This is a genomic window from Pseudomonas sp. 20P_3.2_Bac5 (genome assembly GCF_025466035.1).
Lineage (GTDB): Bacteria > Pseudomonadota > Gammaproteobacteria > Pseudomonadales > Pseudomonadaceae > Aquipseudomonas.
The window spans coordinates 133,021-158,201 of record NZ_JANLOA010000137.1 but is presented as its reverse complement, the minus strand read 5'-3'; the positions used below and the strand labels follow the sequence as shown (position 1 = coordinate 158,201).

Here is a 25,181-nt window from a genome sequence, read left to right as displayed (position 1 = left end):
TTAACATGCGAAATAATGACTGGCGAGTCGCTGATATTTCTCGGGTCACCTGCTGGTTTTCAGGGCCTCATCGCTGGCAAGCCAGCGATAAGGCCCTAAAGATCACCCCAAATACCGGGGCAAACTCAAGGTCACCCGCAACCCACCCTCCCGCAGATTACGCAGGCTCACCTCGCCCCCATGGCTATGGGCGATATTCCGCGCAATCCCCAATCCCAGCCCATAGCCCTGCTGCTGCCCGGCCAGGCGGAAATGCGGTTCGAACACCTGCTCCAACTGCTGCGCCGGCACCCCCGGTCCTTCGTCATCGACCTGAAGCACGAAGCTGTGGGCGCTGTCGATGATCCGCAGGTGAGCGCGCTCGCCATACTTCAGCGCGTTGTCGATCAGGTTGCCGATACAGCGCCGCAACGCCAGCGGTTTGCCGGGGTACGGCGCCTCCACCCGGCCCTGCACCGTGACCCGCCCACTGGCCAGGTACGGTTCGACCAGGCATTCCAGCATCAGGTCGAGGTCAATCGGCTCGATGTTTTCGTGGATATCGGTGTCTTTCACACATTGAAGGGCGCCCTTGACCAGCATCTCCAGCTCGTCGAGGTCCCGCCCGAACTTGGCTTGCACCGCCTCGTCTTCCAGCAACTCGACGCGCAGGCGCAAGCGGGTGATGGGCGTGCGCAGGTCATGGGAAATCGCGCTGAACAGTTGGCTGCGCTCAGTGAGGTAACGGCTGATGCGCTCGCGCATGGCGTTGAAGGCCCGCGCCACTTCCACTACTTCGCTGCCGCCGCCCTCCACCACCGGCTCGACCTCGGCGCCCAGCGACATCTCCCGCGCGGCCAGGGCCAGGCGCTTGAGCGGGCGGCTCTGCCAGTGCACCAGCAGGCCGATGAACAGCAGCAGGAAGAAGCTGGTCAGGGCGATAAACCACACCTGCTGGCGCGGCAGGCCTTCGTCTTCGAGGCTGGTGTAGGGCTCGGGCAGCAGCGAGGCGATGTACAGCCATTCGCCCTCGGCCAGGCGGATCTGGGTCACCAGCACCGGCGGATCGACCGGCTCCAGGGTCAGCGCGTAGTGCGCCCAGGAGCGCGGCAGTTCGTCCAGTTTCAGGCCGCTGTTGAAGATGCGCAGGTCCTGCGGGCTGACGAACTCGACGGAGATCTGCATCGCCTCGCCCAGGCGCTGGCGCAGCACCTCGTCCACCGCCGACACCACCGCTTGCTTGCGCGGGGTCGAGGGCAGCACGCGCATGTCCAGCGGCCGGTCATTGAGGGAAACGAAGAAGCGCGTGCCGCCCATGCTGCGCAGCTGGTCGAGCACCAGCGGGCGGTACGCCAACGGCAGCGAGCGAAAGTAGCTGACGCTGGCGCTCATCGAATGGGCCAGGCTGTGGGCGCTGGCCACCAGGCCTTCGCGCTGGCTGGCGCGCAATTGCGAGAGCCAGATGAAACTCGACAGCCCCTGCGCCACCAACACCACCAGCAGGGTCAGCAGCAGCATCCGCCCCAGCAGCGAACGCGGCAGCGACAACCGCCCGCGACCCTCAGTGCGAGGGCGCAACGCTGGCCGCCAGCAGGTAGCCGCTGCCGCGCACGGTGCGGATCAGCCGCGGCGGCTTGTCGGTGTCGCGCAGACGCTGGCGCAGGCGGCTGACCGCCATGTCGATGATCCGGTCCAGCGGCATCGGCTCGCGGCCTCGAGTGGCGTTGCCGATGGTGTCGCGGTCGAGGATCTGCTGCGGGTGATCGAGAAACAGCTTGAGCAAGGCGAAGTCGGCGCCGGACAGAATCACTTCCTCGCCGTCGCGGTGGAACAGGCGGTGGCTGACCGTGTCCAGGCGCCACTCATCGAAGACCAGCACCTCGCCCCCCGGCGCCTGGAAGCCGGCGCGGCGCAACAGCGCCTTGATCCGCGCCAGCAACTCGCGCGGGCTGAACGGTTTGCCGAGATAGTCGTCGGCACCCAGTTCCAGGCCGATGATCCGGTCGGCTTCGTCGGAGCTGGCGGTCAGCATGATGATCGGCACCTGGGCCTGACGCGGGTGCTGGCGCACCCAGCGGCACAGGCTGAAACCGTCTTCGTCGGGCAGCATAACGTCGAGGATCACCAGGTCGCAGGCGCCGGCATCCAGCGCCTGGCGAAAGCCTTTTCCATCGGCGACGGCCTGTACCTGGAAGCCGCTGCGGCTCAGGTAGGTCTGCAGCAATTCACGGATTTCCTGGTCGTCGTCGACCAGCAGAATCGACTTGCTCACAACGGCGGGTCCTTGTCTGTCGATGCGCAATGACCCTAGCCCAGCGCCTGCTGCAAAGCCACCCCGGCGCCCAGCAGCCCGGAAAACTCTGCGGTCACCAGCCACACCGGCACGCCCTTGAAGTAGCCGCTCATGCAGCCCTTGTCAGCGAAGCTTTCGGCAAAACCGCTGCGCAGGAACAGCCCGGCGAAACGCGGGATCACACCGCCGACGATGTACACGCCAGCGCGACCGCCGAGGGTCAGCACATTGTTGCCAGCGACCCGGCCCAGGAAGCGGCTGAACTGCTCAATCACCGCCAGCGCCAGCGGCTCGCCCGCCAACGCGGCGTCGGTGATGGCGGCGGGTGAGGTCAGCGTCGGCGTGTGGCCGTCGAGGGTGCAAATGGCTTGGTACAACCGCAACAGGCCGCCGCCGCTGAGCACGGTTTCGGCGCTGACGTGACCGGTCTGTTCGGCAATGACTTCGCGGATCGCCGCCTCCCGTGCGTTGCCCACCGGCAGGTCGACATGCCCGCCCTCGCCCGGCATCGCCAGCCAGCGCCCCTCTTCGAGGCGCAGCAGGCTGCCGACACCGAGGCCGGTGCCCGGACCGATGATCAGCGCCGGGCGGGTCAGATCGGCCTCGCCTTCACAGACCGTGGTGCGCTCGTTGTCGCGCAGCCGGGTCATGCCCAGGGCCATGGCCGAGAAGTCATTGATCAGCAGCAAATGCGCCACCTGCAACGTCGCGCAAAACGCCTCGCGGCTCAGGCGCCAGTGGCTGTTGGTGAAACGGAATTCGTCGCCGGACACCGGCCCGGCCACCGCAAGACACACGGCATCCAGCTCGCCACGGGCAATGCCCTGTTCGGCCAGGTACACGCCGATGGCCTGTTCGGGGCTGGTGTAGTCCGCCGTCGCAAAGACCCGCACGGCGTGCAGGGCATCGTCGCGCCACAGGGCGAAACGGGCATTGGTACCGCCGATATCACCGACCAGCGCGACCTTCATTTGCAACCCTCCAGTGCCGAGGTGAAGGCGCTGGCGCCCTTCTCTGCCGGACTCAGTGACTGACGCAGGAAACCGAACAATTCGCGGCCGCAACCCAGGTCGTTGCCCAGCGGTGCCGCCGGCAGTTCGCGGCTGGCCAGTTCTTCTTCCGAGACCCGCACGAGCAACGTGCCGCTGTTGCCATCGACGCGCACGATATCGCCATCGCGCACCCGCGCCAGCGGCCCGCCGTCATAGGCCTCGGGACAGACGTGAATCGCCGCGGGGATCTTGCCCGAGGCGCCGGACATGCGCCCGTCGGTGACCAGCGCGACCTTGAAACCACGGTCCTGGAGCACCCCGAGGAACGGCGTCATCTTGTGCAGTTCGGGCATGCCGTTGCAGCGCGGGCCCTGGAAACGCACCACGGCGACAAAGTCCCGCTCCAGCTCACCGGCCTTGAAGGCGTCGGCCAATTCCTGCTGGTCGTGGAACACCCGCGCCGGCGCTTCCACCACCTGGTGCTCGGCGGCCACTGCGGAAACTTTCATCACCCCGCGGCCGATATTGCCTTCCATCACCCGCAAGCCGCCTTCCGGCGAAAACGGCCGCGCCACCGGACGCAGGATCGATTCGTCGAGGCTTTGCGCCGGCCCCTCGCGCCAGACCAGACGCTCGCCATCGAGAAACGGCTCCTGGGTGTAGCGGCGCAGGCCGTGGCCGGCGATGGTGTTGACGTCTTCGTGAAGCAGCCCGGCGTGGAGCAGTTCGCGGATCAGGAAGGACATGCCGCCCGCAGCCTGGAAGTGATTGATATCGGCCTTGCCGTTGGGATAGACGTGGCACAGGGTCGGCACCACCTCGGACAGCTCGGCCATGTCTTGCCAGGTCAACTGGATGCCGGCGGCCTGGGCGATGGCCGGGATGTGCAGGGTGTGGTTGGTGGAGCCGCCGGTGGCGTGCAGCGCCACCACCGAGTTGACCAGCACTTTCTCATCGACGATCTCGCCCAGCGGCGTGAACGCGCCGTTGGCCTTGGTCAGACGGGTGACCTGCTGCGCGGCCTCGACGGTCAGGGCATCGCGCAGCGGCGTGTAAGGATTGACGAACGACGCGCCCGGCAAGTGCAGGCCCATCACTTCCATCAGCAACTGGTTGGTGTTGGCGGTGCCGTAGAAGGTGCAGGTGCCGGGGCTGTGATAGGACTTCATCTCCGATTCGAGCAACTGTTCGCGGGTGGCCTTGCCCTCGGCGTAGCGCTGGCGCACCTCGGCTTTTTCCTTGTTGGAAATCCCCGAAGGCATTGGCCCACCGGGGACGAACAGCATCGGCAGATGGCCGAAGCGCAGCGCACCCATCAGCAGGCCGGGGACGATCTTGTCGCAGATGCCCAGCAGCAGCGCCGCATCGAACAGGTTGTGCGACAGCGCGATGGCGGTGGACATGGCGATCACTTCGCGGCTGGCGATGCCCAGTTCCATGCCCGGCTCGCCCTGGGTGACGCCGTCGCACATGGCCGGCACCCCGCCAGCGAACTGACCCACCGAGCCGACGTCGCGCAGGGCGCGCTTGATCTGCTCGGGGTAGTGCTCGTAGGGCTGGTGCGCGGACAACAGGTCGTTGTAGGCGGAAATGATGGCGACGTTGGCGGCGTTGGTCAGGCGCAGGCTCTGCTTGTCCTCGGTGCCGCAGCCGGCCACGCCGTGGGCGAAGTTGGCGCATTGCAGGCGGGCGCGCATCGGGCCATCGCTGGCCGCGCCACGAATCAGTTGCAGGTAGCGTTCTCGGGTGGGACGACTACGGGCGATCAACCGTTCGGTGACCTCAAGGATGCGCGGATGCATGAACTGGACTCCAGGCTAAACGGTGGTTGCAAACACTGCGGCGGTTTCCCTTCCAAACGATTGCGGCCTAGGCTCAAGAAGAGGGGGCAATCAAGGTATCCACCGATCATAGGTAGTATTTAAAACAAAATATTGCCGACACTGCAGCTTGTTTTCCGGCTGTTACTGAATAATCTAGTTATTCAAACAACAAAAATCAGCGCGACGCATGAGGTGTCCCATGACCATCCGGATCGCAATCAATGGCTTTGGCCGTATCGGCCGCAACCTGCTCCGCGCACTCTATACCCAAGGCTACCGCCAGGGCCTGCAAGTCGTCGCCATCAACGACCTCGGCGACAGCGCCATCAACGCCCACCTGCTCCAGTACGACAGCGTCCACGGCCACTTTGCTGGCACCGTGGAATTCGATCAGGAGAGCCTCACGGTCAATGGCGACCGGATCGCCGTCAGCGCCATCCGCAACCCGGCGGAGTTGCCGTGGAAAGCCGAGGCCGTCGATGTGGTGTTCGAATGCACCGGGCTGTTCACCGACCGCGCCAAGGCTGCCGGCCATCTTGCCGCCGGGGCGCGCAAGGTGATCATCTCGGCGCCGGCCAAGGGCGCGGATGCCACTGTAGTCTATGGCGTCAACCACGACATCCTGCGCGCCTCGCACCAGATCATCTCCAACGCCTCGTGCACCACCAACTGCCTGGCGCCGGTGGCCCAGGTGCTGCACCGCGAACTGGGCATCGAGCAAGGGCTGATGACCACCATCCACGCCTACACCAACGACCAGAGCCTGACCGACGGCTACCACAGCGACCCGTTCCGCGCCCGCGCCGCCACCCAGTCGATGATCCCGAGCAAGACCGGCGCCGCCGAAGCGGTGGGCCTGGTGCTGCCGGAACTGGCCGGCAAACTGACCGGCATGGCGGTGCGGGTGCCAGTGATCAACGTGTCGCTGGTGGACCTGACCGTCACCCTCGCCCGCGAGACCACCGCCGAGGAGGTCAACGCGCTGTTCAAGGAAGCCAGCCGCAACTCACCGATCCTCGGCTACAACGACCTGCCGCTGGTGTCGTGCGACTTCAACCACAACCCGCTGTCGTCGATCTTCGACGCCAACCACACCAAAGCCAGCGGCAAGCTGCTCAAAGTGATGGCGTGGTACGACAACGAGTGGGGCTTTTCCAACCGGATGCTGGATAACTGCCTGGCGCTGTGGAACGCGCGGTAGACGGGGCTTTGCGGGTGTCAGCCGGGGAATTTTCATACGACGACTGACACCCTTGTCGTACTTCGTGCTTGACCAACGGGGTTGATGATAAGCATTATCATTAGCAAATTCCGCTCGGGTATCGCCGTGAGCCAGTCCCACTTCAACTCCGTTTTCCTCGCCCAGCGGGTCACCCTGCTGCGCACGTTGCAGCGCATGGTGGACAACCCCAGCACCGCCGAAGACCTGCTTCAGGAAACCTACCTGCGGGTCACCCGCGCCCTTGGCGAGCGGCCTATCGAACACCTGGAGCCCTTCGTGTTCCAGACCGCGCGCAACCTTGCCCTCGATCACCTGCGCGCGCGCCGGGTGCAGTCGCGCACCGTGGTCGATGACGTGCCCGAACAAATCCTGCACAACGTCGCCGCTCCCGTGGGCAGCGCCGAAGACGCCGCCCATGCCGCGCAACTGCTCAAGCGCCTGAGCAGTTCGCTGTCGCAACTCACCCCGCGCCAGCAGCGCATCTTCATCCTCAGCCGCCTGCACGGCGCCAGTTACCTGGAGATCGCCGAGCAACTGGACGTCTCGGCCAGCACCGTACAGAAGGAACTGAAACTGATCATGGCGATCTGCATGGGTGTGGCCGATCGACTTAACGGTAACTGATGGCCGCTTGCCTGATCCGTCGTTAGCCCCGATCATGACGTCCATCTACGCCCGCCTCGCCGCAAGGATCACCCGTGACAGACCACCCCTCTCATAGCCCTTCGCCGCCGGACCCGGCTGCCTGCGACAGAGCCATGGGCGAGGCCCTGGACTGGCTGATCCGCCTGCAATGCGCCAGCGCCGAAGACACCCAGGCCTTCGAAGCCTGGCTCGAAGCCGACCCCGCCAACGCCCCCGCCTACGTCGAAGCCGAAGCATTGTGGAACGGCAACACCCTGCGCCAGGCTGCGGGCCAGTTGCATGAAAAACGCAAACCTTCGCCTCTCGCCCGCCTGCGTCCACACTGGAAACCGCTGGCGACGGCGGCGGTGTTGTTGGTCGGCGTGTTTACCGTCGGCAACCTGCCCGTGCGTTTGCAAGCCGATCACCTCACCGTGGTCGGCGAGCGCCAGCGCGTGCAACTGGACGATGGTTCGCGGGTGCTGCTCAACACCAACTCGGCGTTCTCCAGCGACATCGACACCCGCCAGCGCGTTGCCCGCCTGTATCAGGGCGAAGCCTTCTTCGAAGTGACTGCCGGGCGTACCCAGCCGCTTGAACTGCAGGCCGGGCCGTTGCGTGCCAGCGTGCGCGACAGCGATTTCGCCGTGCGCTATCTCAATGGCGAAGCCCAGGTGCGGGTCCAGCGCGGCGATGTCGACCTGCTCGCCAGCAGCGACCAGCGCATTCGCCTGAGCAGCGGCGACAGCATCCGCGTCGGCCCCAACGGTTTCAGCCAGCGCGAACGCGCCGACCTGCAGAAAGACCTGGCCTGGGTCGAAGGCCGGCTGATCTTCGAGAACTGCCCGCTGAGCCAGGTGCTCGCCGAACTGCGCCGCTACTACCCCGGCTGGATCATTAGCACCAACGGCGCGCTCGATCAGGTCGCGGTGACCGGCAATTATCGCCTCGACCAGCCGCTCGAAGCCGTGCGTTCCCTGGCCCATATCACCTCGGCGCAGGTCCGGGAATTTCCTGCCGTTGTGATCCTCAACTGATCCGCTGATTTTTTGGGGTTGGGCTTTTCGGTGTCGAGGGGGCGACGCTGCCGGCCCCTTCCGCCGCCACGGCAGCTCCCACACAATGGGGTGGCCTTCGCGAGCAAGCTCGCTCCTACAGCGTCATCAGAGAACAGAAACCTTTTTTTACGCGATCCCCTGCCGTCACACGTCTCGTTATAGCCAATGCAACTGATTCTTATTTTTGAGTCGGACGCATCCTATAACAACGCGCGACAGGGAGCGCTTTTCGATGTCTACCGGATCCACCCGTCGAGTCACCCCACGTACACCAGGCCTGCAGCGTTGCACGCTGTCCCTGTTGACCCTGGCCATGCTCGCCAGCGGCGCCTGCAGCCTGCCGGCCCTGGCCGCCGAACCGGCGCAAGCCCCGGCCCAGCGCATGGGTGACTACCGCTTCGCCATCGCCCAGCAACCACTGGTTTCGGCACTGAACGCCTTCACCGCGGTCACCGGCTGGCAGATCGGCCTGTCCGCCGAACTGGCCGAAGGCGTCGCCTCGCCGGGCGTGCAAGGCTCCCTGTCGCCCGAGCAAGCCCTGCAGCGCCTGCTGACCGGCACCGGCCTGAACTACCGCAAGCTCAGCAACAACAACGTGGTGATCGAGCGCACCCGATCCCAGGCCATCGCCCTGCAACAGGTGACCGTCAGCGCCACCCGCAGCGCCCAGGACGTCAGCCAGGTGCCGAGCACCGTCACCGTGCAGACCCGCGAACAGCTCGACCGGCAGAACGTCAACAGCATCAAGGATCTGGTGCGCTACGAACCGGGCGTGTCGGTCAGCGGCACCGGCCAGCGCAGCGGCCTGAACGGCTACAACATCCGCGGCATCGACGGCGAGCGAATCCTCACCCAGATCGACGGCGTGGCCATTCCCGACAGCTACTTCTTCGGCCCGTACGCGCAAACCCAGCGCAATTACGTCGACCCGGAAATCGTCAAGCGCGTGGAAATCCTCCGCGGCCCGGCCTCGGTGCTCTACGGCAGCAACGCCATCGGCGGCGCGGTGAGCTATTTCACCCTCGACCCGGACGACATCATCAAGCCCGGCCAGGACGTCGGCGCCCGCCTGAAAACCGGCTACAGCTCGGCCGACAACAGCTGGCTCAAATCCGGCACCGTGGCCGCCCGCCAGGGTGACTTCGACGGCCTGCTGCACCTGAGCCGCCGCGACGGTCACGAGACCGAGTCCTACGCCGACCACGGCGGTACCGGCCTGAACCGCACCGCCGCCAACCCCGAGGACGTGCAAACCACCAACGTGCTCGCCAAGCTGGGCTGGAACTACGCCGACGACGCACGCCTGGCGCTGACCTACGAGCACTACAAGGACGACCGCGACCTCAACCAGAAAAGCGCCGTCGGCGGCCCGTTCACCCCGAGCCCGCTGAACTTCTACCAGAACCGCACCGGCAGTGACGTGGTCACCCGCGAGCGCATCGGCATCGCCAACGAGTTCGGCCTCGACAGCCTGCTGGCCGACCACGTGAAGTGGAGCCTGAACTACCAGATCGGCAAGACCGACCAGCGCACCGAAGAAATCTACCGGCCGATGGTCTACACCCTGTACCGCGATCGCAAGACCACCTACAAGGACCGTCAGTGGATCCTCGACGCCCAGTTGGACAAGGCCTTCAGCCTTGGTGAAACCGAACATCTGCTGACCTATGGCGCGACCTTCAAGCAGAACAAGGTCACCGGCTCGCGCAGCGGCACCGCCACCTGCCTGACCACCGGTTTCGGCTGCGTCGCCGGGCGTCCGCTGGCGTCCAGCGCGCTGGTCGAAGTCAGCGACTTCCCGGACCCGACCGTCAACACCTACAGCGCCTTCGCCCAGGATGAAATCCGCTGGAACCAGTGGACCTTCCTGCCGGGCGTGCGCTACGACCAGACCCGCCTCAAGCCTCGCGCCACCGACGAGTTCCTGCGCGGCATCGCGTCCACCAACGAGCCGGTCAACCTGGAAGAAAAGAAATGGCACCGCGTCTCGCCCAAGTTCGGCGTGACCTACGCCTTCAACGACAACTACACGTGGTACGGCCAGTATGCCGAGGGCTTCCGCACCCCGACCGCCAAGGCGCTCTATGGTCGCTTCGAAAACCCGGGCCAGGGCTATAGCGTGCAGGGCAACCCGAACCTGGAACCGGAGAAGAGCAAGAGCTACGAAACCGGTCTGCGCGGCAACTTCGACGCGGGCAACTTCGATGTGGCGGTGTTCTATAACAAGTACCGCGATTTCATCAACGAAGACGCGGTGCAGGGCTCTGACATCAACAAGGACTTCGAAGCCAACAACATCAAGAACGCCACCATCAAGGGCGCGGAGTTCAAAGGCCGTCTGAACCTCGATCACTTCGGCGCACCTGCCGGCCTGTACACCCAGGCCTCGCTGGCCTACGCCTGGGGCAAGAACGAAGACACCGGCCAGCCGATCAACAGCGTGAACCCGCTGACCGGCGTGTTCGGCCTGGGCTACGAGCAGGAGCAGTACGGTGCACTGGTCAGCTGGACACTGGTCAAGCGCAAGAACCGGGTCGACGACCAGAGCTTCTTCGCCCCGGACGGCACCAGCAAACAGTTCCGCAGCCCGGGCTACGGCGTGCTCGACCTGACCGGGTTCTACAAGGTCACCGACGACGTCACCGTCAACGCCGGCCTGTACAACCTGACCGACAAGAAATACTGGCAGTGGGATGACGTCCGCGGCTACGACGGCCTGGGCGAAGCTGCCGCCACCGCGCCGGCCAACATGGATCGCCTGACCATGCCGGGTCGCAACTTTGCGATCAATCTGGTGTGGGATATCTGATCTGAGGTAATTCGAGGCCATACCGGCCTCATCAAGCCGGCCCCACCCAAAAAACCTCACCCCGCAAAGGTGAGGTTTTTTTACTGTCGCGCGTCTCCTTGCACGTCTAGTTACAAGGCCCGCCCCATTCGCAAGGAATTCTCAATGACAGCCAACACCGAACGCGCCGCCCTGCGCTCGCAACGCCTGAACCAGGTCACCCACGCACCGCACGCCGAACTGGACGCTCTGGTCAAATCCCACGCACCGTTCGAAACCCGCGAGAACTTCGCCCGCTTCGTGGTCGCCCAGTACCTGTTCCAGAACGAACTGAAAGCGCTGTACACCGATCCGAAACTGATCGCCATTTTCCCTGACCTGGCCGACCGCTGCCGCGCCGACGCCGCACGCCTGGACCTGGCCGACCTCGACACCGCCGTACCCGCCGATTTCCCGGGCGCCCTGCAGAACCCGAGCCTGGGTGAAGCCCTGGCCTGGCTGTTCGTCTCCGAAGGCTCCAAGCTCGGCGCCGCCTTCCTGATCAAGCGCGCCGCCGCCCTTGAGCTGTCCGACAGCTTCGGCGCCCGTCACCTCGGCGAACCTGCTGGCGGCCGTGCCGAAGGCTGGAAGAGCTTCACCCGCACCCTCGACAGCCTGGAACTGAGCCCGGAAGAAGACGCCGCCGCCGAACAGGGCGCGGTCGCCGCCTTCGAGCGTTTCACCCAGTTGCTGAAACACGCTTACGCCACTGCGCCTAAAGCCGAACTGGCCTAAGTGTGCGCCGGCCATCATCATGATGGCCGGATCACCCAACCGTGCCGTCGACGAGCCCATGACCCAGCCACTCCGCTCCAAGCTGTCCCGTCTGCTCTATGGCCTGCTGGCCTACGTCAGCCTGGGCATCGGCCTGGTCGCCATCGTCGTGCCCGGCCTGCCCACCACCGAATTCATCCTCCTCGCCGCCTGGGCCGCCACCCGCAGCTCGCCGCGCCTGAGCGCCTGGCTGGAAAACCACCGGCTGTTCGGGCCGATCCTGCACAACTGGCGCAACGGCAAGGTGATCCAGCGCCGGGCCAAGGTCAGCGCCACGATCAGCATGCTGCTCTGCGCCAGCGTGATGCTGGTGTTCCTCGATCACGGCTGGCCGGTGTTTCTCGCCATCGGCGGCATGACGATGGGCAATCTGTGGATCTGGTCGCGGCCGGAAACTACCCCCGCTGACGTGAAAAACCGCTCGTCGGCACGTGCTCACGGCTAAAGTTTCCGGGCCGATGGCCTGATATCGCTAAGAGGGACCTGGCGAATCGAACCGCCAGGCTTAGAAGAAAAACCGCCCATTTAGCGAGTACGTCCATGTTCGACACGCTTTCCATCCGCCTGAAAATCGTCCTGCTGTCTGGAATTAGCCTGTTGGGCGTCGTCGCCCTGATCGTCGGCATCAACCTCTATCAAGCCCGTCAGAACGATGCCCTGGTTGGCGAAGCCAGCACCGCCATGCTCACCCGCAATGTCCAGGCCCTGCTGCTGGCCCGCGCCAGCGAGAAAGCCGAATTGCTGCAACGCACCTTCAGCGACAGCCAGACCGTGTCCACCGCCCTGGCCGATCAGGTGCTGGACCTCAAGCGCCTGGCCCAGCGCCAGTCGATCCCGGCGGGCGATCTGCGCGAGGCAATCAACCAGAGCCTGCGCACGACATTCGAACGCAACCCGGACCTGCTCGGTGTGTGGATGGCCTTCGAACCCGACGGCCTCGACGGACGCGACAGCGAATTCGTCAACGACGATGCCCGCAAGAGCAACGCCAGCGGCCGCTTCGGCAGCTACTGGAGCCGCGCGCAAGGCAACGGCATCAACACCGTCATCACCGACAACGACCTGAACAAGACCGACATCACCCTCAGCGGCACGCCGTTCAACGTCTGGTACACCTGCTCGAAAAACAGCGGCAAGCCCTGCTTGCTGGAGCCCTATGCCGACACCGTCGGTGGCAAGCAAGTGCTGATGACCAGCATCACCCTGCCGTTGCTGGAAAACGGCAAGGTCATCGGCGTGACCGGCGTCGATATCGCTCTCGACTCGCTGCAAAGCGCTGCGGTGAAAGCCCAGCAATCGCTGTTCAACGGCGCCGGGCACCTGACCATCGCCTCGTCCAGCGGTGTGCTGGCAGCCAACAGCAACGATCCCGCGCTGGTCAGCAAGAAAATCGAAGACGCCTTCGGTGAACACGGCAAGCAACTGCTGCAGGCGTTCGCCAGCGGCCAGCCGCAAGTGTTCGAGCGCGACGCGAATGTGCGCGCCCTGTTCCCGGTGCAGCCGATCAGCGACAGCAAGCCCTGGGGCATCGTGATCGACCTGCCGCGCAACGTGCTGCTGGCCGACGCCATCAGCCTGCAGAAAACCCTCGATGACGCCCGCACCGCCGGCACCCTGAAGGTGCTGCTGTTCGCCACCCTCGCCGGCCTCGGCGGGCTGTTGCTGATGTGGCTGACCGCTACCGGCGTGACCCGCCCGATCAATAGCGTGGCGCACATGCTCGAAGATATCGCCAGCGGCGAAGGCGACCTGACCCAGCGCCTGAACTACAGCCGTCGCGATGAGCTGGGCCGCCTGACCCAGGGCTTCAACCGCTTCCTCGACAAGCTGCAACCGACCATCGCGCAGATCAAGCAGAGCATCACCCAGGCCCGCGCCACCGCCGACCAGTCTTCGGACATCGCCCGCCGCACCAGCGAAGGCATGCATGTGCAGTTCCGCGAAATCGATCAGGTAGCCACCGCCTCCAACGAGGTGAGCGCCACCGCCCACGACGTTGCCAACAGCGCCTCCAGCGCCGCTGAAGCCGCCCGTGGCGCTGACCGTTCGGCCCGCGAAGGCATGGCGATCATCGAGCGCAGCACCCGCGATATCGCTCACCTGGCCGACACCGTCAGCCTGGCGGTGGGCGAAGTGGAAACCCTGGCCAGCACCAGCGAGCAGATCGGTTCGGTACTGGAAGTGATCCGCAGCATCGCCGAGCAGACCAACCTGCTGGCCCTCAACGCCGCCATTGAAGCGGCCCGCGCCGGCGAGAGCGGTCGCGGCTTCGCGGTGGTCGCCGACGAGGTGCGCAACCTGGCCAAGCGCACGCAAGACTCAGTGGAAGAAATCCGCCATGTGATTGAGCGCCTGCAAACCCACACCCGCGACGTCGTCGCGACCATGCACGCCAGCCACGAGAAAGCCCAGGAAAACGCCGGCCAGATCACCCACGCAGTGCAGGCGCTGGACCGCATCAGCGAAGCGGTGACGGTGATCAGCGACATGAACCTGCAGATCGCCAGCGCCGCCGAAGAACAGAGCGCGGTGGCCGAGGAGGTCAACCGCAACGTCTCGGCAATCCGCAGCGTGACCGAGACCCTGACCCATCAGGCCGACCAGTCGGCGCAGGTCAGCAGCCAGCTCAACAGCCTGTCGTCGCAGCAGATGAAGCTGATGGATCAGTTCAAGGTTTGACCAACGCGCCGGGATGTACTGCACTGGTCCCTTCGACTCAAGGAGGGACAACGATGCTGAACAGGCTCGGCACCATCGCCCACGACCTCGCCCTGGCGCCTCCCACGGAGGGCGCCGTGCGCTTTTGCACCGCAGGCGCCCTGCCCTCGGCCTTCGCCGTGACCGAAATAGCCGCCGTGAGCATCGCCGCAGCAGGGATCGCTATCGCCGATCTCCTGGAACAGCAGACCGGCGAATACCCCAGCGCCCAGGTAGACCGCCGCCTGAGCGCCTTCTGGTTCGCCAGCAGCCTGCGCCCGCGCGGCTGGCAGGTGCCACCGTTGTGGGACCCGATCGCCGGCGACTATCAGACCCGCGACGGCTGGATCCGCCTGCACACCAACGCCCCGCACCATCGCGCCGTGGCGGAACGGGTGCTGGGCCCTGCCAGCGACCGCGAAGCCATGGCGCGGCAGGTGCTGGGCTGGTCGGCGGGGGAACTGGAAGACGCCATCGTCGAGTCTGGCGGCTGCGCGGCGCAGATGCGCGGTTGCCAGGACTGGTCGAACCATCCGCAGGGGCTGGCGGTAAACGCCGAGCCGCTGATCCACCGCCAGACCTTTGCCGGCGACGGCCGCCGCGTCTGGACCGGCAACCGCGAACGGCCGCTGGCCGGGGTGCGGGTGCTGGACCTGACGCGGATCCTCGCCGGCCCCACCGCCACGCGCCTGCTGGCCGGTTTCGGCGCGGATGTATTGCGTATCGACCCGCCCGGCTGGGACGAACCCGGCGTCGCCGCCGAAGTCACCCTGGGCAAGCGCTGCGCGCGGCTGGACCTGCACTCGACTGCCGACCGGGCCGTGTTCGAACGGCTGCTGAGTGAGGCCGACATCCTGATCCACGGCTATCGCGCCGATGCGCTGGAGCGCCTGGGTTACGGCGACGAACAGCGGCGCCGGTTGAACCCCGGCCTGATCGACGTCAGCCTCAACGCCTACGGCTGGACCGGGCCCTGGCGGTTGCGGCGGGGTTTCGACAGCCTGGTGCAGATGAGCACCGGCATTGCCCGCGAAGGCATGCGCTGGCAGCAGGCAAGTCGCCCGGTGCCGCTACCGGTGCAGGCGCTGGATCATGCCACCGGCTACCTGATGGCGGCCGCGGCGATTCGCGGCCTGAGCGAGCGCCTGGCCAGCGGAGCGGGCAGCCAGGCGCGGCTATCGCTGGCGCGGACGGCAAAATGGCTGGTAGAACAGGGGACGGTGTCGGCGGATTTGCCGTTGGCGGCGGAGACGGTGGATGACCTCGATGCGTGGCCGGAGCACACCGCCTGGGGGCCGGCGCGGCGGCTCAAGCCGCCGTTGTTGGTAACCGGTGCACCGCTGAAGTGGGATCGGCCGGCTTCGGGGTTGGGGTCGGTTGAAGCCGGATGGTCCGACAGTTGCTGATCGCGAGCAAGCTCGCTCCTACACGCTCAGAGGTCCTGTGGAGGCTATGCCCCAACTACTTCCGGTGTAGGAGCGAACGTGTCGGGGCGCCGAACCGTCGCGATAAGGCCAAACCTCACAGACTCAACACCCCGCTATACAACCCAAACGCCGCCAACCCCGCCCCCGCCAGCACCGCCGCGAAGATCAGTTTTTCCCAGCCGGTGAACAGCGGCTGGCCCTGTTCTCTCTTGGCCCTGGCGAACAGGATCACCCCCGGCGCATACAGCAGCGCCGAGAGCAGCAGGTATTTCAGCCCGCCGGCATACAGCAGCCAGACCGCATACAACAGCGCCACCAGGCCCACCGCCAGATCCTTGCGCCGCGCGCCGGCGAATCCCTCGTACGTTTCGCCCCGCAGCGCCAGCAGCACGGCATAGGCCGCCGACCACAGGTACGGCACCAGGATCATCGACGAGGCGAGGTAGATCAGGCTGGTGTAGGTCCCGGCGGAGAACAGGGTGATCAACAAGAACACCTGGATCATGCAGTTGGTCAGCCACAACGCATTGGCCGGCACCTGGTTGGCGTTTTCCTTGGTGAGAAAGCGCGGCATGGTCTTGTCCCGCGCCGTGGCAAACAGGATCTCGGCACAGAGCAAGGCCCACGACAGCAGCGCGCCAAGCAGCGACACCGCCAGCCCCAGGCTGATCAGCAAGGCGCCCCAGGGCCCGACGATATGCTCCAGCACCGAAGCCAACGACGGGTTGTGCAGCGCCGCCAGTTCCGGCTGGGTCATCACCCCCAGCGACAGCACGTTGACCAGCACCAGCAAGGCCAGCACGCCGAGAAAGCCGATCACCGTGGCCTTGCCGACGTCCGAGCGCTTCTGCGCCCGGCCTGAATAAATACTCGCGCCCTCGATGCCGATGAACACGAACACCGTCACCAGCATCATGTTGCGCACCTGGTCCAGCACGCCGCCAAAGCTCGGGTTGCTCAGGCCCCAGATGTCGCGGGTGAAGATGTCCATGCGAAACGCCACGGCGGCAATGATGATGAACAGGATCAGCGGCACGACCTTGGCCACCGTGGTGACTTGGTTGATGAACGCCGCCTCCTTGATCCCGCGCAGCACCAGGAAATGCACCGACCACAGCAGCAGCGAGGCGCAGCCGATGGCCAGCGGTGTGTTGCCTTCGCCGAAGGCCGGGAAGTACAGGCCGAGGGTGCTGAACAGCAGCACGAAATAACCGACGTTGCCCAGCCAGGCGCTGATCCAGTACCCCCACGCCGACGAAAAACCCATGTAGTCGCCGAAGCCGGCCTTGGCATAGGCATAGACCCCGGAGTCGAGTTCCGGCTTGCGGTTGGCCAGGCTCTGGAACACGAACGCCAGCGCCAGCATGCCGATCGCGGTGATGCCCCAGCCGATCAGCACCGCGCCAACATCAGCACGTGCAGCCATGTTCTGCGGCAGGGAAAAGATCCCGCCACCAATCATCGACCCCACTACCAATGCCACAAGTGCACCCAAGCGCAACTTTTGTCCCGGTTCGGACATTTAAATCCCCTATTTTTTCGTAGTTTTCCAGCAAATAAGCCTGTACAGATTTCTTTACTAACTTGTGGTTATAAGCAAACTAATTTAATAACCCTTACCTCTAAAGAACGCACACTTATCGGAGAGTTTTGTGCACTAATTCCGCTTCATCAAGTAAATAAGATTTTTTCTCGCTAAAAGGTTGCGAATTCATGGAAAGGGGCTAGTTTCAACTCTCGCGAGCCGACCGAGCGATCACTCTATATTCGCAGAGGCGGCGTAGCACAAGGCTTCCGGAAAGATGACGGCATCTATCGGTGGCTCTTTCAGTCATTCACCAACAATGGAATGTACCAATGAACTGACCTGAGTCAGCATCCGATTCGAACAATCGTTTTATTGTTGAGCCTCTCTCTTCTGAAATGGAGCAAACCATGTCAGACACTCCCGGAAAACTTCGACTGGGTGCGCTGGTCGCACTTGTAGTCGGCTCCATGATTGGTGGCGGGATCTTCTCATTACCGCAAAACATGGCTGCCAGTGCCGATGTCGGCGCCGTTCTGATTGGCTGGGCGATTACCGCCGTCGGCATGCTGACCCTGGCCTTCGTGTTCCAGACCCTGGCCAACCGCAAACCCAACCTGGATGGCGGGGTGTATGCCTATGCGAAGGCCGGTTTCGGCGACTACATGGGCTTCTCGTCAGCCTGGGGTTACTGGATCAGCGCCTGGCTGGGTAACGTCGGTTACTTCGTGCTGCTGTTCAGCACCCTCGGCTACTTCTTCCCGATCTTCGGCGAGGGCAACACCCCGGCGGCCATCGTCGGCGCCTCCGTGCTGCTCTGGGCCGTGCACTTCCTGGTGCTGCGCGGGATCAAGGAGGCGGCGTTCATCAACCTGGTGACCACCATCGCCAAGGTCGTGCCGCTGGCGCTGTTCATCCTCATCGCGCTGTTCGCCTTCAAGCTGGACATTTTCACCGCTGACATCTGGGGCAGCATGAACCCGGACCTGGGCAGCGTGATGAATCAGGTGCGCAACATGATGCTGGTCACCGTCTGGGTGTTCATCGGCATCGAGGGCGCGAGCATCTTCTCGGCCCGGGCGGAAAAGCGCTCCGACGTGGGCAAGGCCACCGTCATCGGCTTCATCACTGTGCTGCTGTTCCTGGTGCTGGTGAACGTGCTGTCGCTGGGCATCATGACTCAGCCCGAGCTGGCCAAACTGCAGAACCCGTCGATGGCCGCCGTGCTTGAGCACGTGGTCGGTCACTGGGGCGCGGTGCTGATCAGCGTCGGCTTGATCATCTCGCTGCTCGGGGCCCTGCTGTCGTGGGTGCTGCTGTGCGCGGAGATCATGTTCGCCGCCGCCAAAGACCACACCATGCCGGAGTTCCTGCGCCGCGAGAACGCCAACCACGTGCCGGCCAACGCCCTGTGGCTGACCAACGCCATGGTGCAGATCTTCCTGGTCATCACCCTGTTCTCGGCCAGTACCTACCTGTCGCTGATCTACCTCGCCACCTCGATGATCCTGGTGCCTTACCTGTGGTCGGCGGCGTATGCGGTACTGCTGGCGGTGCGTAGCGAGACTTACGAGAACGCCCTGGCCGAACGCAAGAAAGACCTGATCATCGGCGGTATCGCACTGATCTACGCGATCTGGCTGCTGTACGCCGGTGGCGTCAAATACCTGCTGCTCTCGGCCCTGCTCTATGCCCCTGGCGTGATCCTGTTCGCCAAGGCCAAGCGCGAGATCGGCCAACCGATTTTTACCAACGTGGAGAAATTGATCTTCGCCGCTGTGATCGCTGGCGCCCTGGTGGCGGCCTACGGTCTGTATGACGGCTTCCTGACTCTGTAACCCCCGTATTCGCAATTTGGAGGAAAGAAACCATGTCCACGGAAAAAGTTAAGTACGGTGTCCATTCCGAAGCCGGCAAACTACGCAAAGTGATGGTTTGCTCCCCAGGCCTGGCGCATCAGCGCCTGACGCCGAGCAACTGCGACGACCTGTTGTTCGACGACGTCATCTGGGTCAACCAGGCCAAGCGCGACCACTTCGATTTCGTCACCAAGATGCGTGAGCGCGGTGTCGAAGTGCTGGAAATGCACAACCTGCTGACTGAAACCATTCAGAACCCCGAAGCACTGAAGTGGATTCTGGACCGCAAGATCACCCCTGACACCGTCGGTGTCGGCCTGACCAACGAAGTGCGTAGCTGGCTGGAAGGCCTGGAACCACGCCGTCTTGCCGAGTTCCTGATCGGCGGCGTCGCCGGTGAAGACCTGCCGGAAAGCGAAGGTGCCAGCGTCATCAAGATGTACCGCGACTACCTGGGCCACTCCAGCTTCCTGCTGCCGCCGCTGCCCAACACCCAGTTCACTCGCGACACCACCTGCTGGATCTACGGCGGCGTGACGCTCAACCCGATGTACTGGCCGGCGCGACGTCAGGAAACCCTGCTGACCAGCGCCATCTACAAATTCCACCCCGAGTTCGTCAACGCCGACTTCGAAATCTGGTACGGCGACCCGGATAAAGACCACGGTCAGGCCACCCTGGAAGGCGGCGACGTCATGCCGATCGGCAATGGCGTGGTGTTGATCGGCATGGGCGAGCGCACCTCGCGCCAAGCCATCGGCCAGCTCGCACAGTCCCTGTTCGCCAAGGGCGCAGTAGAGAAAGTCGTGGTCGCCGGCCTGCCGAAATCCCGCGCAGCAATGCACCTGGACACCGTGTTCAGCTTCTGCGACCGCGACCTGGTCACGGTCTTCCCGGAAGTGGTCAAGGAAATCGTGCCGTTCGTCATTCGCCAGGACGCCAGCAAGCCTTACGGCCTGGACGTTCGTCGCGAGCACAAGTCGTTCATCGAAGTGGTTGCCGAGTCCCTCAACCTGAAAGAGCTGCGCGTCGTCGAAACCGGCGGCAACAGCTTTGCCGCCGAACGCGAGCAATGGGATGACGGCAACAACGTGGTGGCGCTGGAGCCCGGCGTGGTCATCGGCTACGACCGCAACACCTACACCAACACTCTGCTGCGCAAGGCCGGCATCGAAGTCATCACCATCAGCGCCGGCGAACTGGGCCGGGGCCGTGGCGGCGGCCACTGCATGACCTGCCCGATCGTCCGCGACCCTATCGATTACTAAACGTCCATCACCCTGGCCGCGCTTATCCGGCGCGGTTGGGGCCGATCACCGAATCCAAGGAGAATCACCATGGCGTTCAACATTCATAACCGCAACCTGCTCAGCCTTGAACATCACACCGAGCGCGAGTTGCGTTACCTGCTGGACCTGTCCCGCGACCTGAAACGGGCGAAATACACCGGCACCGAGCAGCAGCACCTGAAGGGCAACAACATCGCCCTGATCTTCGAGAAAACCTCGACCCGCACCCGCTGCGCCTTCGAAGTGGCCGCCTATGACCAGGGCGCCAACGTCACCTACATCGACCCGAATTCCTCGCAGATCGGCCACAAGGAAAGCATGAAGGACACCGCGCGGGTGCTCGGGCGCATGTACGACGCCATCGAGTACCGCGGCTTCAAGCAGGAAGTGGTCGAAGAACTGGCCAAGTTCGCCGGCGTGCCGGTGTTCAACGGCCTGACCGACGAATACCACCCGACCCAGATGATCGCCGACGTGCTGACCATGCGTGAGCATGCCGACAAGCCGATCCACGACATCAGCTACGCCTACCTGGGCGACGCCCGCAACAACATGGGCAACTCGCTGCTGCTGATCGGCGCCAAGCTCGGCATGGACGTGCGCATCGCCGCGCCGAAGGCCCTGTGGCCGCATGACGACCTCGTCGCCCGCTGCAAGAAATACGCGGAAGACAGCGGCGCCCGCATCACCCTGACCGAAGACCCGAAAGCCGCGGTCAAGGGCGTGGACTTCGTGCACACCGACGTCTGGGTGTCGATGGGCGAGCCGGTTGAAGCCTGGGGCGAACGCATCCAGCAACTGCTGCCGTACCAGGTCAACGCCGAGCTGATGAAAGCCACCGGCAACCCGCGGGCCAAGTTCATGCACTGCCTGCCGGCGTTCCACAACTCCGACACCAAGGTCGGCAAACAGATCGCCGAGCAGTACCCGCACCTGTCCAACGGCATCGAAGTCACCGACGACGTGTTCGAATCGCCGGCCTGCATCGCCTTCGAGCAAGCGGAAAACCGCATGCACACGATCAAGGCGATCCTGGTTTCGACGCTGGCTGACCTGTAAACAGCAATCGCGAGCAAGCTCGCTCCTACAGGGATCGACACACACAGCCCCCGGTAGGAGCGAGCTTGCTCGCGAAAGGCTCCAGAGAAAAAGGACACACATCATGCGCATCGTTGTTGCACTAGGCGGAAACGCGCTGCTGCGTCGTGGCGAACCCATGACGGCCGACAATCAGCGCGCCAATATCCGCATCGCCACCGAACAGATCGCCAAGATCCATCCCGGCAACCAACTGGTCATCGCCCACGGCAACGGCCCGCAAGTGGGCCTGCTGTCGTTGCAGGCGGCGGCCTACACCTCGGTCACGCCCTACCCGCTGGACGTCCTCGGCGCTGAAACCGAAGGCATGATCGGCTACATGATCGAACAGGAACTGGGCAACCTGCTGGACTTCGAAGTGCCCTTCGCCACCCTGCTCACCCAGGTCGAAGTGGACGCCAAGGACCCCGCCTTCCAGAACCCCACCAAGCCCATCGGCCCGGTCTACAGCAAGGAAGACGCCGAGCGCCTGGCCAAGGAAAAAGGCTGGGCCATCGCCCCCGACGGCGACAAGTACCGCCGCGTGGTGGCCAGCCCGAAACCCAAGCGCATCTTCGAGATTCGCCCGATCAAATGGCTGCTGGAAAAGAGCAGTATCGTGATCTGTGCCGGTGGCGGCGGCATTCCGACCATGTATGGTGCGGACGGCAAGCTGCAGGGCATCGAAGCGGTGATCGACAAGGACTTGTGCTCGGCGCTGCTGGCCGAGCAACTGGAAGCCGATCTGCTGGTGATCGCCACCGACGTCAACGCTGCCTACATCGACTTCAACAAGCCGACGCAGAAAGCCATCGCCCAGGCCCATCCAGATGAACTGGAACGCCTGGGCTTCGCCGCCGGGTCCATGGGCCCGAAAGTCCAGGCCGCTTGCGATTTCGCCCGTCACACAGGCAAAGTCGCGGTGATCGGCTCGCTGAGCGATATCGAAGATATCGTCAAAGGCAAAGCCGGTACCCGGGTCAGTACGGCCTCGCCAGGCATCAGCTATCGTTGAAGCTCCGGGCGGGCCTGCTGGCGGGCCCGCCTGTTTCAACTGTTCAAGGAGCCTGTCATGGCACAATTCGAACCTGGTCATCTGCACATCGAACGAAAAGCGCTGACCAAGGATGACTACAGCTACAACTACTGCGTCGATTACGAAGCGGTTCAAGACCCCAAGGAAGGCAAGAGCATCGCTTTTCGGCTGCACGGCATCATCCAGGACAAGACGGTGGACGAGACCTTCTCCGTCAACAAGAACAACTGGTACAACTTCGCCGGCATCATCGAAGACGTCGCGCATAAACACGGCATTCCGGTGAAAGGCATCGTCACCTCGGTACATAAAACCCATTACGACGCGATGTTCGAAGACATCCGCGACAAGCTCGGCGTAAGGTCCGGCGACCCGATCAACCCCGATTCGCTCGCCTGATTCTCCCTGTGGGGCTGGCTGGCCAGTTCCCACCCTGCCCGTGCCAGCCGGTTGAATAACAGGGCATAATCGCCGCTTTCCAGCCGAACCTCTCCCACCTCATGCGCATCCACGTCAGCTTCATCGACCGCGTCGGCATCACCCAGGAAGTCCTCGCCCTGCTCGGTGCCCGCCATCTCAACCTGGATGCCGTGGAGATGGTGCCGCCGAACGTCTACATCGACGCGCCGACCCTGAGCCCCGCCGTTCTCGAAGAACTCCACGATGCCCTGCTCAACGTCCACGGCGTGCAGACCGTACGCGTGGTCGACATCCTGCCGGGCCAGCGCCGTCACCTGCAGCTCGATGCGCTGCTGGCAGCCATGAGTGATCCGGTCCTGACGCTGGACAGCGCCGGCCACATCCTGCTCGCCAACCCGGCGCTGATCGCGCTGTGCGGCCAGGAACCGGCCGGACGCTCCATCGCCGAACTGTTCGACGCCCCGGGGCTGCTCGACACCCTGATCGAGCAGGGCTTCCATCTGCCCATGCGCGAAGTGACGCTCAACGGCCAGACCCTGCTGCTGGACGCCACACCGATCACCGATGCCGGCGCGCTGGTCACCCTGTACCCGCCCAACCGCATCGGCGAACGCCTGTCGGCCCTGCACCACGACCACGCCGAAGGCTTCGACGCCCTGCTCGGTGACTCGCCGCCCATCCGCACCCTCAAGACCCGCGCCCTGCGTGTCGCGGCCCTCGACGCGCCGCTGCTGATCCACGGTGAAACCGGCACCGGCAAAGAGCTGGTGGCCCGCGCCTGTCACGCTATCAGCAGCCGTCATGCGGCGCCGTTTCTCGCCCTGAACTGCGCGGCCCTGCCGGAGAACCTCGCCGAAAGCGAGCTGTTCGGCTACGCCCCCGGCGCCTTCACCGGCGCCCAGCGCGGCGGCAAGCCGGGGCTGATGGAACTGGCCAACCAGGGCACGGTATTTCTCGACGAAATCGGCGAGATGTCGCCGTACCTGCAGGCCAAACTGCTGCGCTTTCTCAGCGACGGCAGTTTTCGCCGGGTCGGCGGCGACCGCGAGGTCCGCGTCAACGTGCGCATCCTCAGCGCCACCCACCGCAACCTGGAAAAGATGGTCGGCGAAGGCACCTTCCGCGAAGACCTGTTCTACCGCCTCAACGTGCTCAACCTCGAAGTCCCGCCGCTGCGCGAACGCGGCCAGGACATCCTGCTGCTGGCCCGCTACTTCATGCAGCAGGCCTGCACGCAGATCCAGCGCCCGCTTTGCCGGCTGGCCCCGACCACCTACCCGGCGCTGCTGGGCAACCGCTGGCCGGGTAACGTGCGGCAACTGCAGAACGTGATCTTCCGCGCCGCCGCCATCAGCGAAAACAGCCTGGTGGACATCGGCGACCTGGATATCGCTGGCACCGCAGTGGCCCGCGAACACGACGGCGAAGTCGCCAGCCTGGAGCAGGCGGTGGAAGACTTCGAACGCAACCTGCTGGAAAAGCTCTACGCCAGCTACCCCTCGACGCGCCAACTGGCCAGCCGCCTGCAAACCTCCCACACCGCCATCGCCCACCGCCTGCGCAAGTACGGAATCTCCGGCAAAGCCTGATTTCGTATCGAAAACGCTACAGCGGAACGAATTCGCTACACAGGGTAATAACCACGCCACCGCAAGGGTTTGATCCCGTTCGGCTTTTATCCGGCAAAAGCCCCGTAGCGATTTCGTTACACGCCACGTTGAAAACGGTCAATTAAATTCAGTCAAACTGTTGATTTTATTTGGCTTTTTAATAATGGCCGCAAACTTGCTAAGGAAACTCCAGCCAGAGCCCGCACAGCGGGCCATCACCGCATCCGGCCGCGGCAGCGGCCTCCGAGGAGTTTCCATGAGCGAGTTGCGTTTTACCGAAGATCACGAATGGCTGCGCGCCGAAGCCGACGGCAGCGTCACCGTGGGTATCACCGCCTACGCCCAGAACGCGCTGGGTGACGTGGTCTATGTGCAACTGCCGGAACTGCAGCACTACGCCAAGGGCGCCGAAGCCTCCACCGTGGAATCGGTGAAAGCCGCCAGCGGCGTGTACATGCCACTGGACGGCGAAGTGGTCGCGGTCAACGAACGGCTGCAAGACAGCCCGGAACTGGTCAACGAAGACCCGCTGGGCGAAGGCTGGTTCTTCCGCTTCATCCCGGCCGACGCCGGCGCCGTCGCGCAACTGCTCGACCAGGACGCCTACGACCGCCTGCTCAACGCCAACGCCGACGCCTGAGGAAATCCG

The 25,181-nt window shown here is 64.2% G+C and carries 20 protein-coding genes and 1 pseudogene; 16 read left to right on the top strand and 5 right to left on the bottom strand.

Translation table 11 applies throughout. The annotated features are described in order from the left end of the window. Window positions 1-102 precede the first annotated feature (102 nt). From NTD88_RS28360 to edd, 4 genes are read right to left on the bottom strand one after another with little or no spacing between them, the layout of a single operon-like run. Window positions 103-1,521, bottom strand: coding sequence for an ATP-binding protein (locus NTD88_RS28360; protein ID WP_262153766.1), 1,419 nt, complete (start codon window positions 1,519-1,521; stop codon window positions 103-105). Between the two features lie 19 nt (window positions 1,522-1,540). Next, the gene (locus tag NTD88_RS28355; protein WP_262153761.1) at window positions 1,541-2,251 is read right to left on the bottom strand and encodes a response regulator; all 711 of its coding nucleotides are present in this window, start codon (window positions 2,249-2,251) and stop codon (window positions 1,541-1,543) included. Window positions 2,252-2,286: 35 nt separating this feature from the next. Further along, window positions 2,287-3,243, bottom strand: a complete 957-nt coding sequence (locus tag NTD88_RS28350; RefSeq protein WP_262153760.1) for a glucokinase — start codon at window positions 3,241-3,243, stop codon at window positions 2,287-2,289. Then, window positions 3,240-5,066: a phosphogluconate dehydratase gene (edd, locus tag NTD88_RS28345; protein WP_262153759.1), complete on the bottom strand. Its 1,827-nt coding sequence runs from the start codon at window positions 5,064-5,066 to the stop codon at window positions 3,240-3,242. Before edd ends, NTD88_RS28350 begins: the two co-directional genes overlap by 4 nt. Before the next feature lie 220 nt (window positions 5,067-5,286). Here edd and gap point away from each other — a divergent pair, with 220 nt between their 5' ends. The 9 genes and pseudogenes from gap to NTD88_RS28305 all read left to right on the top strand — a co-directional run bounded on the left by gap (window position 5,287) and on the right by NTD88_RS28305 (window position 15,695). Further along, window positions 5,287-6,288, top strand: a complete 1,002-nt coding sequence (gene gap / locus NTD88_RS28340) for a type I glyceraldehyde-3-phosphate dehydrogenase (protein ID WP_262153758.1) — start codon at window positions 5,287-5,289, stop codon at window positions 6,286-6,288. A 126-nt stretch (window positions 6,289-6,414) separates the two neighbouring features. Continuing rightward, window positions 6,415-6,933, top strand: a complete 519-nt coding sequence (locus NTD88_RS28335; protein WP_095154366.1) for an RNA polymerase sigma factor — start codon at window positions 6,415-6,417, stop codon at window positions 6,931-6,933. A gap of 74 nt (window positions 6,934-7,007) precedes the next feature. Further along, complete coding sequence (locus NTD88_RS28330; RefSeq protein ID WP_262128696.1) at window positions 7,008-7,970, top strand: FecR family protein; 963 nt, start codon at window positions 7,008-7,010, stop codon at window positions 7,968-7,970. Between the two features lie 253 nt (window positions 7,971-8,223). Continuing rightward, entirely contained in the window at window positions 8,224-10,800 is a 2,577-nt protein-coding gene (locus tag NTD88_RS28325; RefSeq protein ID WP_095154268.1) for a TonB-dependent receptor, read from the top strand. Window positions 10,801-10,944: 144 nt separating this feature from the next. Further along, window positions 10,945-11,553: a biliverdin-producing heme oxygenase gene (locus NTD88_RS28320; protein WP_095154270.1), complete on the top strand. Its 609-nt coding sequence runs from the start codon at window positions 10,945-10,947 to the stop codon at window positions 11,551-11,553. A 58-nt stretch (window positions 11,554-11,611) separates the two neighbouring features. Then, the gene (locus tag NTD88_RS28315) at window positions 11,612-12,037 is read left to right on the top strand and encodes a YbaN family protein (RefSeq protein ID WP_262153757.1); all 426 of its coding nucleotides are present in this window, start codon (window positions 11,612-11,614) and stop codon (window positions 12,035-12,037) included. Window positions 12,038-12,132: 95 nt separating this feature from the next. Then, a pseudogene (locus tag NTD88_RS29365) lies at window positions 12,133-13,413 on the top strand (HAMP domain-containing protein); the annotation flags it as partial. Between the two features lie 102 nt (window positions 13,414-13,515). Continuing rightward, complete coding sequence (locus tag NTD88_RS29360) at window positions 13,516-14,271, top strand: methyl-accepting chemotaxis protein (protein ID WP_410017317.1); 756 nt, start codon at window positions 13,516-13,518, stop codon at window positions 14,269-14,271. 53 nt (window positions 14,272-14,324) lie between these two features. Further along, window positions 14,325-15,695 (top strand): CoA transferase, encoded by a 1,371-nt coding sequence (locus NTD88_RS28305; protein ID WP_262153755.1) that lies wholly within the window; start codon window positions 14,325-14,327, stop codon window positions 15,693-15,695. A gap of 115 nt (window positions 15,696-15,810) precedes the next feature. On the opposite strand, the gene arcD (NTD88_RS28300) is transcribed toward NTD88_RS28305, so the two are convergent. Continuing rightward, window positions 15,811-17,238, bottom strand: a complete 1,428-nt coding sequence (arcD, locus tag NTD88_RS28300) for an arginine-ornithine antiporter (protein WP_262128692.1) — start codon at window positions 17,236-17,238, stop codon at window positions 15,811-15,813. 413 nt (window positions 17,239-17,651) lie between these two features. Here arcD (NTD88_RS28300) and arcD (NTD88_RS28295) point away from each other — a divergent pair, with 413 nt between their 5' ends. From arcD (NTD88_RS28295) to gcvH, 7 genes are all read left to right on the top strand, one after another. Then, window positions 17,652-19,079 (top strand): arginine-ornithine antiporter, encoded by a 1,428-nt coding sequence (arcD, locus tag NTD88_RS28295; RefSeq protein WP_095154275.1) that lies wholly within the window; start codon window positions 17,652-17,654, stop codon window positions 19,077-19,079. Window positions 19,080-19,111: 32 nt separating this feature from the next. Continuing rightward, window positions 19,112-20,368: an arginine deiminase gene (gene arcA, locus NTD88_RS28290; protein ID WP_095154277.1), complete on the top strand. Its 1,257-nt coding sequence runs from the start codon at window positions 19,112-19,114 to the stop codon at window positions 20,366-20,368. A gap of 69 nt (window positions 20,369-20,437) precedes the next feature. Then, on the top strand, window positions 20,438-21,448 hold the full coding sequence (locus NTD88_RS28285; RefSeq protein ID WP_095154279.1) for an ornithine carbamoyltransferase: 1,011 nt from the start codon (window positions 20,438-20,440) through the stop codon (window positions 21,446-21,448). A 103-nt stretch (window positions 21,449-21,551) separates the two neighbouring features. Then, window positions 21,552-22,481, top strand: a complete 930-nt coding sequence (arcC, locus tag NTD88_RS28280) for a carbamate kinase (protein ID WP_095154281.1) — start codon at window positions 21,552-21,554, stop codon at window positions 22,479-22,481. A gap of 57 nt (window positions 22,482-22,538) precedes the next feature. Next, window positions 22,539-22,901, top strand: a complete 363-nt coding sequence (locus NTD88_RS28275; RefSeq protein WP_095154283.1) for a DUF5064 family protein — start codon at window positions 22,539-22,541, stop codon at window positions 22,899-22,901. A gap of 101 nt (window positions 22,902-23,002) precedes the next feature. Then, the gene (locus NTD88_RS28270) at window positions 23,003-24,511 is read left to right on the top strand and encodes a sigma-54-dependent transcriptional regulator (protein ID WP_095154285.1); all 1,509 of its coding nucleotides are present in this window, start codon (window positions 23,003-23,005) and stop codon (window positions 24,509-24,511) included. 277 nt (window positions 24,512-24,788) lie between these two features. Then, complete coding sequence (gene gcvH / locus NTD88_RS28265) at window positions 24,789-25,172, top strand: glycine cleavage system protein GcvH (RefSeq protein ID WP_262153754.1); 384 nt, start codon at window positions 24,789-24,791, stop codon at window positions 25,170-25,172. Window positions 25,173-25,181: the final 9 nt, after the last annotated feature.